The following is a 15469-nucleotide window of genomic DNA, read 5'->3' as shown; positions in this document are numbered from 1 at the left end:
CGGGAACGGGGTGATGATGATCTGGGCATGACAGCTCTCCAGGGATGCGAGGCGTTCGGGTGGTGGGCTGTCAGGCAGAACACGACCTCGGCTGGCCGGGCGGGCGCGCGGGTGTCCTCCTTCGAAGGACTGGTTCCGATGGATGCAAGTGGGATCGGTTGCCCCTTGCGTCCGCCCGGCCGCCGGGTCGTGTTCTGCCTGATGCTTTGGAACCCGCCTCACCCGGCCGGATTGGTCACCGAGCCGAGCGACTTTGCCGAAAGTTGACCGGTGTGCAGGGCAGCGACCAGACGCTCGCGGGCGCGACGGCGTGCCGCGAACAGGCGGCCGCGGTCGGCGCCGAGCCGCTTGGCCAGATCAGTCAGAGAGACTCCCGCCAGATAGGTGGCGCTGATCAGGTCCGCCTCGGTCTGGGTGAGAACCTTGCTCCGCACCGCCGCGGTGAGAAACTCCGACGGTTCAACGTCCACGCCGTCCCACGCGGGCGCATCCGGAGCCTGGGTGAGGGTGTTCGCCAGATCTTCCGGTGCGGTCGCGATCTCGCATGTCAGGCGACGGCGGGCGCGGGTTGCAGCCCGGCGCGCCATCCAGACGAGCCGGACCAACACGGCGTGCCGATTCAGGTCAACGTTGTGGATGCCGTCCAGGAACGCGGCGACCAGTTCACTGACGACATCCTCGGAGTGGTCGATCGAGAGCCCGTGTACCGCGCGGGCTGCGATGGGCTTCAGGGCGGGCATGGCGACCCCGAAACAGCCGACCACCCACGCCTGGCCCTCGGTGCGCGCATTGCTGAGGAGAGTTCTCCAGGCCACGTCGATCGCCTGGCCGCTTGTGTCCGGGCACATCAGCAGGTCCTTCAACTCGCCCAGCGGGATCAGCCGCGGTGGAAGGCCATGCCCGAGATCGGCGCCGGGCAGCGCCAGTGGGTCCGGTCCGGTTACCAGGCGCTCGAAGGCGCGCTCAGCGATGCTGAGCGCGTTGGCAGTACCGGCTGGCAAGGCATGGGTCTCGTCTGTGGCCGTGCTCCGACGAACGGCTGCACCATCGGCGCGGGTGGACTTGTCCAAGGTGGTCATGGCAACCCCCAAGCTGGAGATCCGGCCGGACGCCGGATCGGTCGCCACAACAGATCCACCACGCTCGGGAAGGCACCGGGGCAATTGAGGGATGGCGCCGGGAGGGGCGAACATTCGCCTCGGCCCCATCCGGAACCCGCATCCACGCCCGGAAGGCGCTGCTGACTAGGGAGAGCAGCTGGGATTCTTGTGAATTTCCCATCGAGTTCCCTCAAGCTAGGGTCAGGTACCCATAGCCGGGGTGAGCTGGGAGAACGCGAGACCCGGCTCGTGCAGGCAAGGTCTCGGTCAAATCACGCGACCCGCCGTCGAGGCGGATCGGCGCGCGCGTCGCGTTACTGCTGCGCGGACAATCGGATGCGAGTAGGTGAAGCTGGGTGGAGGGCAGTACCCGACGGGCAATCCGTGCCGTCGTCGGCTTCGATGCGCCCCGCTTCAGGGAATTGCGCGAACGGTTGCGCGAACGCATGGGACGTCCCGAACCAGATGACCAGTCCGAGCCCAGCGGTCAACGATTTGAGGAGATCGGGCTCGAACAAAGATGGGCACGGTCGCTTCATGAGTGAGCGCGGGCTTTGTCTGTTCGTCAGCGCCGCCCACGCTGTGCCTTCCCCGAGCCTCCCCGCGGCCTTCCCGATCAGTCCCCTGTAGGGCGCCGACCTGCGGTAGCGGCTTCGGATGGCCCGTAAGGCAGCACGTTTGAGGGACTCTTTACCTCGTCCGCCGACCAATTCGCCCTCTGCCGGTGGGTTCCAAAGGTGCAAGGGGATCGGTGCCCCTCGGGCAACCGACGCATGACTGAAAATCCTTCTGCCCCAGCGCCCTTCGGGGCGGGCCAAGGGGCGAAAGCCGCGAACTCTCGACGCCTGGTGCCGCTGACCGTGTGGCTCTGCTCCGACAGCTCAACCGGCGAAACCGCTGCCACAAGCGAGCCCAACCGAGCCGCACGGGGAGAGCTGTGTGAGGAACACCGTCAGGAAGTCGGACGGCAGCTTGCCCGGCACCTGATCAACACCTGTACGGAGTCCGACGACGTGGTCGTGGAGGCGTTCACCGCCAGTGACGCTGTTCTCGGTGCTGCCGCTGAGCTTGGCCGGCGGGGCGTGGCGTTGGTGCCGCACTTCCCGCTTGCTCAGTACATCGGTTCGCGGCTGCGCGCCACCTACGACAAGGACACCCTCGCGCGGGTGGCGATGCGTCCGGTCCGCCCGGACCAGATCACGCGGGGCCTGGCCGATCACTCCCGCGACATCGCGCTCGTCATCGCGGCACCCCCGCCATACGAGGTCGGTGGACGTCGCCCCAAGGTCGTCGGGCAGCACGGGTGTCCGGCGTGCCGGGCCGACGTCTGGATGCTGGAACGCCAGCAGCTCACCGAGTTTCTTAAGGGTGCATGGCAGGTCCTCAAGCCCGGCGGGGTCCTGGCGATCGTCACCAGCGCGCGCCATCAGGACGACGGAGGCTTGCACGACCCGGCCCCGCAGGTCATCGCGCAGGCGTCCCGGATGGGCTTCGTCTATGCCCAGCATGTGATCGCGCTGCGTGTGCCGATCGAGGGCGACGCGCTGGCGGTCCAGCTCACTCCGACCGAGGTCGGGCAGTTGCGGAACATCGGCTCAGTGGCTCCATCCCTGCGAGCGCGGGTCCATGCTGACGTTTGCTTGTTCGTCAAGCCCCGCGCCCAGTGCAGTCTCGGCTCCGACAAGGGGAGCCGCCGATGAGCCCCCAACCTGGCCGGCAGCTGCCCGTATTGCCGTCGGTGCTCGCCACTGGTCAGCAGATGTCCCGCGACCAGCGCAGGGATCGCTACACCCAGGCCTCGATCCGGCACCCGGCCAAGATGCTCCCGTCGATCGCCCAGCACGTCATCACGACCTTCACTCGTCCGGGTGACCTGGTCGTCGACCCGATGTGCGGTATCGGCACCACCCTGGTCGAGGCCATCCACCTCGGCCGAGACGCGATCGGGGTGGAGTACGAGAGCGACTTCGTCGACTTCGCCGTCGCGAACCTGATGCTGGCCCACTCCCAGGGCGCCCCTGGCAACGCCAAAGTGATGTGTGGAGATGGCCGCGCCATCACCGCGCTGTTCCCCGACCGACGCGGCGAAGCGGCACTGGTGCTGACGTCCCCGCCCTACGGCAACCACACCCACGGGCATGTGCGCCCCGACAGTCCGCTGGCGGACGGAAAGGTCGAGAAGAGCAACTTCCGCTACACCCACGAGCGCCGCAGCGGCAACCTTGCTCATCAGCCCTTGGACGGGTTGCTGGGCAGCTTCGGACACATCCTCGCCGCATCCGCAGAGCTGCTCCGACCGGGTGGAGTTGTCGCCATCACCGTCCGCCCCATCCGTGTCAAGGGACGACTCGTCGATCTGCCCGGCCTGGTCATAGAGACGGCGCAACAGCACGGATTGATTCTGACCGACCGGCTTGCCGCGCTGCTGGCCGCCGTCCGCGACGGCAGGCTGGTCACCCGCGCGTCGTTCTTCCAGATTCTGGAGACCCGCCGCGCTCGCGCTCGCGGTCTCCCTGCCTGTGCCACCGCACATGAAGATCTCTTGATCTTCCAGCGCGCTGCTGATCTGCCCGGTGGTCCGGATGGTGGTCGCCGATGAGCTTGCCGGCCACTTCGTCGTTGAGGCGTCGCGTTGCGGTGGGCACGGGCCGGTCGCGAGTTGTGGAACTGCTCGGCAGGTTGCAGACCATGATGTGCGGCCGGTGCGGTCGAGCAGGCTATGCCACGCGCCGAGACGCTCGGCAGGCCGCGCGGATCGCCGCTCCGGGCGCACGGCTGCGCGCCTACCGGTGCCGCGAACTCTGGCACCTCACAAACCCAGCCAGCCGTCCGCAGTTCCTCGCACCGCCCGTCGTGCTCCTCTCCAGCAGACCAACACGGGGCAAGTCGTTCGCGAACGGGCTTGCCCTTGATCAACGAGCCGAGCGTGCATCCACGCATGGCCACCACAACCCATCACGTCACAACGGACGGCCGCCCGGTCCCGCGCCGGTTCCGACCGTCCATAACGCGCGCACGGAGGCGGGCGCGCTCAAGAACACCAAACGTCCTGCCTCGATCCGCACGCCGGAATTGGCGTCGGGGCCTGGATGAGCGGGTGAGGAGCGAACCGCGCAGCAGGTTGCGGCTCCCACACCGAGCGCGACGCCTTCGAATCACCTCGCGTGCTTCCCGGGCCCTGCTGCAGATCTTGCGCGCGGCGGCCCTTTCCTCCTCACCCAGGAGCCTCGAATGCACATCAGTCAACCTGATCCCGAGCCACCCACTCAGTCCCCGCGGGAGTTCCGACACCGGCACGACCACCTGATCGATGCAGTGGGTACCCGCAACCTCGCCGCAGCCGGAGATACTGACGCCCTCGCGCCGCTGAAGATCGTGTTCTACGGCGTGGCCTATCGGCACCGGATCGACTTCGAAAGCGCGGGGGGCCACGACCCGCAGCGGCATCTGGGACGGCAGAAGGCCAGCGTCGTGGACATGGTGCACCGGCACCGTGCGCGGCTGGTGGCCGAGGTCACTGACACCCGTGCCGAGACCGACGTCTTGCTGCACCGGCCGGGGCTCAGCTACCTGCTGCGGCGCCTGGCCGTGACCGAGCAGATCGACGCGGTGGCGGTCGACCTGGAGACCGCGGCCCTCCGCACTGGCGAAGTGACCGAGCTGCAGCAGGCCCTGCGAACCCACGGCGTCCAGTTGTGGGCTCCGCGCCTGGGGCCGATCGACCTCAGCAACCCGGTCCACGCCCTGTACCTGCGCATCTGCTTCTGACCCACATGCTGCCCGACCCCTCGCGCCCAGCCCGCCGAGACGCGTCGCGTAGCGACCAGTGAACAGCCTGAGGAGGCGAGATCTGTGACCGAACAGCGCAATCGCACTGACTCCTTGAACCAGCCCGCCGCACGGGGCGACAGCCGCCATCACGGTGCCTGCGACACCGCCCCCACCGGCCAGCCCAACCAGACGCTCCGGCCCACCGCAGGGCTCGAGGACTCCGACGGCCCAACCCGCTTCGCCTTCTACGGCCGGTCCTACGGCAGTCCCGCCTTCGTTCCGGCGCGCAGGAGCCAGCAGCTCGCGGCGGCCCGGGATGTGGTCCGGTCGGTCGGCGGGCAGATCGTCGCCGAGTTCTTCGACAGCGGCCCAGCCGCCTGGGTCCGGGGCGAGCCGCCGCTGTACCGGCTGCCGTGGGGCAAAGGGCCGCAGGCGCGGGCGCTGATCGAGGCTCTGCGCCGGGATGAGTTCGATGCGGTGGTGGTGGGGGTCCTGGACGGCCGCACCTTCGGTGCCACGCACCTGTGGGAGGTGGTGGCGTTCCTGGACCACTACGGCAAGCGGCTGTGGATCCCCGACATCAACGGCCCCCTCGACCCGACCGACGAGGTCGATGCGCTGCTGATGCGGATCCTCATCGGCATCCCGCTCCCCGGCACCGGCCGCGAGCGGCCCCTCTCAGGCCCGGCCCGCCTCGCTGACCTGGAGCGGCTCCTGCGCCGCGACCGCGACGAGTAACTCCGGTCAACGTCTGGCCTGGTCGCGCCGGAACGCCTCAACCAGCGGCGCGGCCCGGGCCAGGCCTGACATCCACACCCAAAGGAGCATCGGCATGACTGGCTCACATGGTTTCGACGCCCGAGTGTCCGGCGGCCCGATCACCGAGGGCTTGCGGTTCGGGTTCTACCGGCCCATTTCCTATCTCCGGCGGCACCAGGCCGTCGATCGCTGGCACGAACAGAACAGCGGCGCCGTCGACGAGATGATCGCTGCGCACGGGGTGGTGACCCACACCTATCTCGACGACATCACCAGCGAGGACCACGCCAAGCCCGGCCCGTGGGGACAGCGCCTGCTGGCCAAAAAGCTGCTGGCCGACCTGGCCGCCGACACCCTCGATGCGGTCGCGGTCTGCACCGTCGGCCGTGGCGCCTTTGCCGCGACGCCGGTGTGGGATGTGGTGATGCTGCTGGCCTGCCAGGGCAAGCAGCTGTGGAGCGCCGACATCGGCGGCCCGCTGGACCCTCGCAACCCCGAACACATCCTGTGGCTGAAGGTCAAGCTCGGCGTCCCCGAACCCAACCCCGCCCTCCTCACCACTCCCACGGGGCCGAAGGGGGGGCGGGCGTGAACCGGAAGATCAACCGGAGCCGGTACCTGACCCCACCCGCCGTATGGGGCGACGACCGACCCCTGGGCGCCCGCGAAGTCACCCGCCCCACCGACCAGGTGAGGATCGGCGACCTGATCGTGTTCGGCGACGACCACGGCAACGCCTACCGGGTCGGCAGCATCGACCGGCTGAACGAACCCACCGAGCCGGACGGCACCCGCCGCGTCACCATCCGCTTCAACTGCGGCAACGGCAACCGAAGGGCTTTCCCTAACCCGGCGGCGTTCCGGGAGGGCGCCCCGGTCACCGTCCTGGAAATCCCGCACCTGACCTGGGACCGCGCCCACGACATCGCGCGCCTGTTCGTCGACGGCACCTACGCCGGGTTCCTCACCCGCAACGAGACCGGGCCCGATCCGGTGTGGGAGGTCCACTACTGGGACGACTACCTGGAACGCCACTGCCACCTCGGCGCATGCCCCCAGCAGTGGCTCGCCGAACGCCTCCTCACCGCCTTCGCCCTGGGCCTCAACCCCGACGACGACTACCGGGTCACGCACCCGTCCGGCCGCACCATCAACCTCACCGTCATCGACCGACCCACCCTGGGCGCCCTGCCGACCCTCGCGGTCGGCGACCACGGCGACGAACTCAAGGTCGACACCGGGCGTATCCAAGTCTGGATCGCCCACGGCACCCGCCAGTGGGACCTGCCCGGACACGACGAGTTCCGGCTCACCGACGCGATCTACATGCGCGAACGCCCCGACCAGACCACCGACCGCTGGGACACCACCTCAGTCTGGAAGTAGCCGGGCCTTCCGCGCCCGGCCGCCCCGGAACGCTCCAAACTGGCGCAGGGCGTGGCTCCCGGATTCGTCACCTCATCGCTTCTTCTTCTGCCATTCGACTCACGAAGGATGTTTCGTGTCCGAACCCAAAACCGTCCGTGCCTCCACCAGCCCCGCCAGGCGGCGCCGCGCCGCGCCGCGACCTGCGGCGGCTCAACCGTCGAGGGCACACCATGAACCGGTGGTGTCCCGAGGGCTGACGGCCGCACAGATCGCCAGCCTGCCCGCCGTGATCGATCTGGTGACCGCCGCCCGGGCCCTGGGCATCGGCCGCACCAAGGCCTACGAACTCGCCCAGGCCGGCCAGTTCCCGCTCGCCGTCTGGAAGGTCGGACGTTCCTACCGTGTCCGCACCATCGACCTGCAGACGTTCCTTGGTCTCGCCGCGACCGGCGCGGCCGAGGTGCCTGCGGTGTCGAGCCCGAACCGGACGGCGGACTGATCATGGTCGCGAGCGGAAGTACCTTCAAAGCCTGCGGTTGCCGGGACGACCAGGGCAAGAGGCTGGGCCGCCAGTGTCCCCAGCTGTATCGCGGCGACGGCCGCTGGAGCAGCACTCATGGCTCGTGGTCCTATCAGCTGGAGATGCCGCTCAAGGCCGACGGCAGAAGGCGCGGCCCGCTGCGCCAGGGCGGGTTCGCCCTCCTCAATGACGCGATCGACCAGCTGGATCGTGCCAGGGAGCTGCTCAACATCGCTGGCGGTGATCGCGCGCTAGCCGTGCAGATCGCCGACCTGATCGACGCAACGGTCAAGGCGACCAAGAAGCTTCCCGATCCCGAACTGGTGCGGCGCAAGGTCCGCACCGGGCAGGACCTTGACGGGTCCATCACCGTGGGCGAATACCTTGACCAGTGGATCGCCGGACGCAAGGCCTTGCGGCCTGGGACCGTCCGCAACTACTCCGGGCACGTGCGGCTGTACCTCAAACCCCACCTCGGTCACCTGGAGTTGGACAAGCTGCGGGTAACGCACGTGGACCACATGTTCGAGGCCATCGACGACCACAACGAACTGATCACCCGCGCCCGCGAGTCCGGCGACCCGGAACTGCTCGCCCAGGTCAAGGGTCGCCGCGTGGCCGGGGCGGCGACCAAACAGCGCATCCGCGCCACGCTGCGCAGCGCGTTGAACAAAGCCATCAAGGAGCGGCGGATCGAGGTCAACGTCGCCGCCCTTGTCGAACTGCCGTCCGCCAAGTCACCCAAGGCCCTGGTGTGGACTGAGGCGCGGATCGCGCAGTGGCGCAAAGACCTGCCCGTCCACACCGCGCAGGTCAACGCGCGGCGCAAGCGCCTGCGTGAGCGCAACCCCACCCGACACGACCTGCAGCTCAACCGCATCGATGCCTACATCGGCGCGCCTCGCCCCTCCCCGGTGATGGTGTGGACCCCGGCACTGACCAAGGCGTTCTTGGCCCGTGCCGAACCCCATCCCTGGTACGCGCTGTACTACCTGATCGCCTTCCGAGGACTGCGGCGCGGGGAGGCGTGCGGACTGCGGTGGAACGATGTGGACCTGGTCCAGGGCACCGCGACGATCCGAGCCCAGATCCTGCAGCACGGTGGCGAAACCATCCAGGGGGAGCCCAAATCGGCAGCGGGTGAGGCGACCATCAGCCTGGACACCTCCACCGTCAAGGTTCTCCGCGCGCACAAGGCCCGCCAGAACACCGACCGTCTGGCCGCGGGGGACGTATGGGACGACACCGGCCTGGTGTTCACCGATGAGACCGGTCGCTCGCTGGTCCCCAACAAGGTCACCGACCAGTTCGAGTTGTTGTCGATGGAGGCCGGGTTGCCGCCCGTCCGACTGCACGACCTGCGGCACGGCGCGGCCTCGTTCTTGCTCGCCGCCGGACACGACATGAAGACCGTCCAGGCGACCTTGCGGCTCTCGTCACTCTCGATTGCGGCCGACATCTACACCAGCCTGCTCCCGCAGCTGGCGCACCAGTCCGCCGAAGACGCCGCCGCCATCATCCTCAACGCTTAACCGTGTGGGGCCTACCGCCCCCCCATCGGCCCCGCCGGGCAAACATGCCCCGGCGGGGCCGACGCGCGCCCGCACGGCCCACCAGGCGTCGGTTGGGGTCCAACAGCGCGGACGGCCGCCCGCCGGGGCGGGCCGTACGATCAAATCAACGCTGGGTGAACCTCTCGACCCTCGTGAGCCCGCCATCCGGAGGAGCGATCCCGGCCGGCACAGCGGCTTTCCGGCTGGCGCAACCAGCTTTCTTGCGGCCTTGCAGGTTTGATGACGGAGCTTGACTGACTTTGGGGAGTTACGGCATGATCACGCGTCGAGTCCCCGCGTCATCATCCGCTCCGTCCCCCGGAGGTAGTTGTGTCGCATGAAGGACCGATCGTTCCGCCGCGCGAGCGGCCTGGTCCCGACAGGGCGGAGCCCCTCAGGGACTGGGTGCTGCGGTGACCGCGGAATGGGATCGGTCCAAGATCCTCGGTGCTGCGGCGGCGCTAGAACGCGCCCTTGATGCCTTCGGTGACACGGGGGCGCTCGAAGGGCTCCAGGCCCGGGGCAAGGTCACAGCTCAGCAGGTGGGCAACTGGGACGCGGGCCAGGCACTGGCTCAAACGGTGGGTCTTTCCCACCAGCACATCAGCTCCGTCTCGGTTGAACTGCTCTCGGGCTATCGCGCCGTGATCGAGGCGCTTCGTCGATCCGCCTCCAACTACGGGGTCGCCGAGGATGACACTCAGCGGAAGGTCGGTCGTGTCCGCGAGCAGCTACATGACCCGCAGAAGTCCGACGCTCCGTTCGGGAACTGAGGGGAAGAGGGATGGGTAAGAAGCAGGCGACGTATGCCCTCAAGGCTGGGCATCCCACCGGCAACCCCGCCGGTTATGACGCGGCGACGATCAAGAACCTCCTCCAGGCGACAGACCCCGGCGCGGTCAATGCGGCAGGTGATGCCTACGTCAGCGCCTCGTCTGCCTTCCAAGGTCTGTTGGCGGCTGCTGATCACGCCGTGAGGCTGCTCGACGGCGGATGGGGAGGCGAACCGGCCGAGTCAGCGAAGGCCGCCCTGCGACGCCTGTCCACAACGGCGAACGCCCTCACGAGCTGCACCCAGCAGGCGGGAACCGCCCTTCGGCAATACGGAGCGGTGCTCCCGCAATTCAAGTACATGAAGTGGCCCGAGGGGCAGATCACCCCGCAGAACCAGCCTATGGCCGACGCTGCTGCGCGGATCGTGATGTCAACAGTGAACACGCACGTCGTTCAGGCGTATTCGACGATGCCAGGCCACCTCAACAAGGACCTGCCCACTGTCGATGATGACCGGTTCGTTCCTCCCTCCGACTCCTCTCCATCCCCATTTGGTGGCCCGGGGGACGGGGCGGGCCGCCTGCCAGGAAGCCACCCGCCCGGTGGACACGGCTATTCGCCTGCCTCGGGCGATGCTCCGCGAGCGCCGCACGGCGGCGGTCATCCACAGGTGCCTGGTTCAGGGCACCATCCCGCGCCAGGCGCCGGAACGCCACCAGGTTCTGAATGGAATCCGCCTGATTGGTCGCCCCGTCGTCACACGGATCTCTCGGGGATGACACCGTCCACTGGAGTCGGCGGGCCGAACCTGCCGAACGGTGGCTGGGGAGGTCCAGGAGTCGACGGCTCGGGTCTCATCGGTGGCCCTCCTGGCGGATTTGGTGGGACCGGCAATCCATTCGGATTCACTCCGACCCTCGCCCCCGGCAGTTCACCAGGGGGCTTGGGGCAGCCGTTCGGGACCCCCGGAAGTGGAACGGCGGGAAACGGCGGCCTTGGCAGCGGCTCAACCGCGCAGCGTTCAGGTACTGGAGTGCCCGTGCCGTCCGATGCCAAGAAGGAAGAAGAGGAGCGGCTGGAGCGCGAGCGCGAATCGTGGTTGGCAGAGGACGCCGACATCTGGCGGGGTGCACAGGATGTTGCTCCGCCGATCATCGGTGAGATGCCTGCCCGGGCTGGACGTGTTGCCTACCCTGATGCGCATGAGCAAGAAGGGCCGCTTGCCGTTGAAGAGTTGGAGGCCCTTCTGGAGCGGGCTGTTGGACATGAGGCGGCTGAGGCCGGCGGCCACACGAACGAGCAGCCCGACGAACAGAAACCAAGCGAAGGCCCAGATGTCGCCGTTGTTGAGGAGCTTCTCGCCTCAGACCATCATCTCGACGAGGTCACCTCGACCCCGGAGGTCGTCGAGGCAGAGGTGGGCGACCCTGACGCTGACCTTGATGATCTTCTGGACGACCTCCTTGACCTCGATGGTCCCGGCGAATGCGACTCCGAAGTCCAGGGATGATGAGTGGTGGTTCTCCACCTGGGGCGTGGAGGATCGCCTGTGGCCGGTGAGTACCGGCAAGGGCGTCACCGTGGGTCTGCTCGATTCGGGAGTCAACGCTGACCTCCCGGATCTTCGTGGAGCCATCCTTCCCGGGACCGACGCCACCGGCGGAAAGTCCGACGGTAGGACCGACAGCGACGACGCCAACGGCGGCCATGGGACAGGTATGGCTGCCCTGATCGCCGGGCAGGGCAGCGGGGAGCGCATGGCTGGCGTGGCTCCCGATGCGAAGATCCTCCCGATCAGGGTGACCCACGGGCAAGGCGAGGGTGGCTTCACCAGTTCAGAGGCGAGCGGGATCAGGTACGCCGCCGATCACGGAGCGAAGGTCATCAGCATTTCCGTGGGTACACCGACGATCACCGGGCGATACCAGTGCATGCCCTGGTTGCAGGAGGCCATCGACTACGCACTTCAGCGGGACGTTGTGATCGTGACTGCGGCCGGAAACAACGGTCACCTGGACAACCCGCTGGAAGAGCCGGCCGCATGTGCTGGGGTACTGGCCGTAGGCGCCGTCGACCACCTCATGAACCCCTGGTATAGGACTGGCCATCACTCCTACGTCACCTTGGCTGCTCCTGGACAGCAGGTTGGCACCGTCCTCAGAGACGGTCGCTTTCACACTGGTCTCAGCGGAACCAGTCAGGCCGCGGCTTTGACGTCGGGGATCGTCGCACTGGTGAGAGCCAAATTCCCACGGATGACAGGCCGTGAAGTCGTACAGAGGCTGATCGGTACGGCACGAGACGTCGGCAAGCCAGGACGCGACGAACAATCCGGCTTCGGCCTGATCCGTCCATACCTTGCCCTCGCCGATGGGCCTACCCCTGCCGCGGCCAACCCGGTGTTCAGTAACTGGGACCAGCACATGGCCAAGGCAAAACGCCCTACTCAGACGCCGCCACCTTCCGTACAACGTGTTGGTCATGACAAAGCAGAAGAACGAACGTCGAGCAAAACCCCTACATACCTGCTCCTCGGATCGTCTGCTCTGGCGCTGGTGGCGATCGCGTCGTCGGCCGTGTGGTATCGCAGGAGGCGTAAAGCTGCCAACGGACGGATGGAGATGCACGCGTGACCGAGCCCACTGAACAGCGAGTCGGGCAAGTCATGGCCAGTTTGCAGGCCTTGCAGCAGCGGGTGCTGCAAGTGCAGGACGGCTTGGCCCGTAAAGAGGTTACCTTCAGTGATCAATCTGGCGTGGTGCAGGCGACGTGTGACGGCACTGGGAATCTGACCGCGATCGATATCAAAGCCGTCGCTCTGTCCTACCCAGAACGACTCGGTGAACAGATAAGCGAGGCTGTTGCCGGCGTGTGGCTGCGCAGCGACAAACTTCAAGCGAAAGCGCATGAGAGGTATCTTTCCGAGCTGCCCAATCCACGCAGTTTCGTCTCCCTTCTGTCTGGGGAAGGGAGCGGAAGGGATTACCTGTCTCTCGGAGATTACGGGTCGCCGAAGATTCGGGACAGCGTGGCCGAGTACGAAGAACGTCGCCGCGCCACGCTTGGAGTGGTTAGTTCTCTAGCCTCTAGGACGGTTCGTCAAGAAATCGGCTCGAACGTGGGAATGTTGGAGATCAGTCTGGACAGATCCTGGATTCGAGTCGCCATACGCCCGGAAGTTCCGAAGCAAGTCGGTTTGGAGCGCCTTGCCGCCCAATTCGTCACGGCAGTGCACCAGGCTGAAGTCAATGCTGCATCGAACGTCCGGATGCTCCTCGAAGTCGCCAACGGTAGGGGTGTGTAGAGATGACCAACGGGTACGAGAAGAAGAGTTGTGCTCTCAGGGAGCATGCCGACTATCTTCAAAAGCTGGCGCAGACATGGTCCCAAGTCATCGAAAACCCTCTGACCGGAGGCGAAGTCCAGCTGAGCTACTCCGAGCTCGGCCCACGAGGCCATGAAGTCTCCTTCGCCTATCAGAATATGCTTACCATGGCGCAGAAGTACACCGGAGAGGTGTACAAGTCGCTGTTGAACGCGGCGGAGGCGATCCGCATCGCCTCGCGAACCTATGATAAATCCGATGCTGAAGTGCGAGAAGAAATCGCGCGCCTTCGTAAGACCATGGCCGAAAGGCCACAGACTCCGATGTCGCCCCTCGATATCCTGCTCCCCAGGAAATGATTAGACCATGGCCAATGACTTCACGCCGCCAGTTCAGCGGACCATCGAAATCTACAAGTCGGTCGGGCACGGCTTCACAGATATCGAGTGGGTGATCACTCAACTATGGGGCGATCTGAAAAAGGTCCAGAACGTAGCCGACGACTGGCAGAGACTGAACCGCGCGATCCAGGACCAGGTTCAACGGCCCCTCGACAACGAGATCGCGCAGCGCTTCGCCGGCGGAGCATGGTCTGGTGATGCCAAAGACCAGTACACGACGTGGGTCGGTGCGGTCAAAGACCAGACTTTGACGCCGCTGGCGGGCGGCTTCGGAAAAGTGCACACCGCCTTGAGCGATATAGCAGACGCGATCATCGATATTCGGCGCCAGGTAACGTGGATGTGCTCCGAGTTCGTCGTCGCATGTGCGGCCGCTGGAATCGGGGCTGCGAAAGGGAGCCCGGCAGCCGAGGGAGAGGCCGCGGCAAGCCGTGGCGCCAAAGGAACTGTCGCACTAGTTGCATTGCTCACGCTTCTCGGGAAACTCGTGTGGGACCTTTATAAGCTCCTCGAGGAGTGTTCATCGAAATTTGCAGGACCCACCAATAGTATTGAGAACGCATTCTCGGATCCTCCGGTCGGTACGGTCCGTATCTCCACATTGAATGACCCGGAGACCCCGGTACCCGGCATGAAGATACCGGTGGTCACGCCATCCCTTCCACTCGGGTTCATCGCGGATCCCAAGAAATGGGGAGACAACCAAGACGTACCGAAGCCAGGGAATTGATGCATGCACCGTGACAGGAAGTTCGTGCGCACGTGAATGGTAGAGGAAGTAATTCGGCCGAAACCATGCCCCCGCCCGTTCGTCGCCGACCGACAAAGTCCGGCGAGGTCGGCAGGGTCTTCGTGGCCGTCCTGGCCACCGCCGCCTCGTGTGCTGTCCTCGCGGCTATCGTGATCTTCATGGCATCGCCCAGTTCGGATCATGCGTCTCATGGGAACCTCCCGAACATTCCAGACATCTGCGCGAGGATAAAGCCAGCCGATCTAGATCGACTTGTCGGTTCCGGTGGCGTGTTGCAGCGGAATCAATCCACCAGCTCGAGGCGATGTGAATGGCGCGCGACGTCGGAGAATGCCCAGAACTTCCTGTCCGTCGATCTCCAGCGTCCGGAGGTTGGAAGCTTCCACAGTGTTGAAGCCTCTGCGGAAGCTCGCTACCAATCCCTCCTGGATAGTTGGCACCCCGAGACGCGGCGGAACGTCGCTGGTATCGGTGACAAGTCGTCGGAGACGACTAGTAATTCAGCGGTGAACCCCGGAGCTCGTATCGTTGTTCTCCAGGGCAGATACGTTGCTGTGGTCTGGTATCAGCGGCGGGGCGGAAGTGCGGAAGCACCATCTTCCGCTGTTCGAGGTATTGCAAAGACGATTCTTGTAGACCTTCCATAAATAATTAATATGGCCGCCTGAATGCTATTTCAGTGGCGTGCGCTCAGGTGGCTGAAACGTGAGCCCAGTGCTTGAAACTATGCGGAAAACGCGCGCCCGCCAGGCCCGAATACCCAATGTCGACCCCGCCGGGCCATGCCGTCATGCGTCCCGGTGGGGCTGACGCGCGTCCACGCGGCCGCACTAGCCATCCGGGTGTCCGTGCCAGCGGACGACCGCCCATCGGGGCCGCACGGCCGAATCAACGGCCGGGCGCGGCTGTCGATCGCTGGCACGCCCGCCAGTGGGAACATCGAAACCGACGCCACGGACGATCACCGAGCAGCCACCGAGCAGCCACGGGGTCAAAGTGGGGCCCGTCGGGCGCCGTCGGGGGTGTGATCAAGGACGGCCGATTGGTGTTTTTGCAGGTCAGACCGGGCGCGCCCAGAGGGATTCGAACCCCCGACCGGCAGATTAGAAGTCTGCTGCTCTATCCGGCTGAGCTATGGGCGCTTGTG

Annotated in this window: 15 protein-coding genes and 1 tRNA gene; 14 read left to right on the top strand and 2 right to left on the bottom strand. The window is 66.1% G+C overall.

Going from position 1 to position 15469, the window contains the following annotated elements; genetic code table 11:
• Positions 1 to 218 precede the first annotated feature (218 nt).
• Positions 219 to 1127, bottom strand: coding sequence for a hypothetical protein (locus FHU30_RS36350; protein WP_253882089.1), 909 nt, complete (start codon positions 1125 to 1127; stop codon positions 219 to 221).
• Positions 1128 to 1948: 821 nt separating this feature from the next.
• On the opposite strand from FHU30_RS36350, the gene FHU30_RS36345 reads away from it, so the two are divergent.
• The 14 genes from FHU30_RS36345 to FHU30_RS36280 all read left to right on the top strand — a co-directional run bounded on the left by FHU30_RS36345 (position 1949) and on the right by FHU30_RS36280 (position 14301).
• A complete protein-coding gene (locus FHU30_RS36345; RefSeq protein ID WP_253882088.1) occupies positions 1949 to 2800 on the top strand; it encodes a class I SAM-dependent methyltransferase in 852 nt (283 codons plus the stop codon).
• Positions 2797 to 3699, top strand: coding sequence for a TRM11 family SAM-dependent methyltransferase (locus FHU30_RS36340; RefSeq protein ID WP_253882087.1), 903 nt, complete (start codon positions 2797 to 2799; stop codon positions 3697 to 3699). The genes FHU30_RS36345 and FHU30_RS36340 overlap by 4 nt, the downstream gene beginning before the upstream one ends.
• A gap of 716 nt (positions 3700 to 4415) precedes the next feature.
• Positions 4416 to 4868, top strand: coding sequence for a hypothetical protein (locus FHU30_RS36335; RefSeq protein WP_253882086.1), 453 nt, complete (start codon positions 4416 to 4418; stop codon positions 4866 to 4868).
• 84 nt (positions 4869 to 4952) lie between these two features.
• A complete protein-coding gene (locus FHU30_RS36330) occupies positions 4953 to 5609 on the top strand; it encodes a serine integrase family protein (RefSeq protein ID WP_253882085.1) in 657 nt (218 codons plus the stop codon).
• Between the two features lie 94 nt (positions 5610 to 5703).
• Positions 5704 to 6222, top strand: a complete 519-nt coding sequence (locus FHU30_RS36325; protein ID WP_253882084.1) for a hypothetical protein — start codon at positions 5704 to 5706, stop codon at positions 6220 to 6222.
• The gene (locus tag FHU30_RS36320; protein ID WP_253882083.1) at positions 6219 to 7016 is read left to right on the top strand and encodes a hypothetical protein; all 798 of its coding nucleotides are present in this window, start codon (positions 6219 to 6221) and stop codon (positions 7014 to 7016) included. Before FHU30_RS36325 ends, FHU30_RS36320 begins: the two co-directional genes overlap by 4 nt.
• A 220-nt stretch (positions 7017 to 7236) precedes the next feature.
• A complete protein-coding gene (locus FHU30_RS36315) occupies positions 7237 to 7497 on the top strand; it encodes a helix-turn-helix domain-containing protein (RefSeq protein WP_253882082.1) in 261 nt (86 codons plus the stop codon).
• 2 nt (positions 7498 to 7499) lie between these two features.
• Positions 7500 to 9050 (top strand): tyrosine-type recombinase/integrase, encoded by a 1551-nt coding sequence (locus FHU30_RS36310; protein ID WP_253882081.1) that lies wholly within the window; start codon positions 7500 to 7502, stop codon positions 9048 to 9050.
• A 434-nt stretch (positions 9051 to 9484) separates the two neighbouring features.
• Complete coding sequence (locus FHU30_RS36305) at positions 9485 to 9844, top strand: hypothetical protein (RefSeq protein WP_253882080.1); 360 nt, start codon at positions 9485 to 9487, stop codon at positions 9842 to 9844.
• Positions 9845 to 9855: 11 nt separating this feature from the next.
• The gene (locus FHU30_RS36300) at positions 9856 to 11355 is read left to right on the top strand and encodes a hypothetical protein (protein WP_253882079.1); all 1500 of its coding nucleotides are present in this window, start codon (positions 9856 to 9858) and stop codon (positions 11353 to 11355) included.
• Complete coding sequence (locus tag FHU30_RS36295) at positions 11288 to 12478, top strand: S8 family serine peptidase (protein ID WP_253882078.1); 1191 nt, start codon at positions 11288 to 11290, stop codon at positions 12476 to 12478. The genes FHU30_RS36300 and FHU30_RS36295 overlap by 68 nt, the downstream gene beginning before the upstream one ends.
• Positions 12475 to 13149, top strand: a complete 675-nt coding sequence (locus FHU30_RS36290) for a YbaB/EbfC family nucleoid-associated protein (protein ID WP_253882077.1) — start codon at positions 12475 to 12477, stop codon at positions 13147 to 13149. The genes FHU30_RS36295 and FHU30_RS36290 overlap by 4 nt, the downstream gene beginning before the upstream one ends.
• A 2-nt stretch (positions 13150 to 13151) precedes the next feature.
• On the top strand, positions 13152 to 13529 hold the full coding sequence (locus tag FHU30_RS36285; protein WP_253882076.1) for a hypothetical protein: 378 nt from the start codon (positions 13152 to 13154) through the stop codon (positions 13527 to 13529).
• 7 nt (positions 13530 to 13536) lie between these two features.
• Positions 13537 to 14301, top strand: coding sequence for a WXG100 family type VII secretion target (locus FHU30_RS36280; protein WP_253882075.1), 765 nt, complete (start codon positions 13537 to 13539; stop codon positions 14299 to 14301).
• 1089 nt (positions 14302 to 15390) lie between these two features.
• Here the strand turns inward: FHU30_RS36280 and FHU30_RS36275 are convergent.
• Positions 15391 to 15464 (bottom strand) — tRNA-Arg (locus FHU30_RS36275).
• Positions 15465 to 15469: the final 5 nt, after the last annotated feature.

It is taken from the genome of Actinomadura rupiterrae, from assembly GCF_024172125.1.
In the GTDB taxonomy this organism is placed as follows: Bacteria; Actinomycetota; Actinomycetes; order Streptosporangiales; family Streptosporangiaceae; genus Spirillospora; species Spirillospora rupiterrae.
The sequence above is the reverse complement of the archived record's forward strand: the minus strand, read 5'-3'. Positions and strand labels throughout refer to the sequence as shown.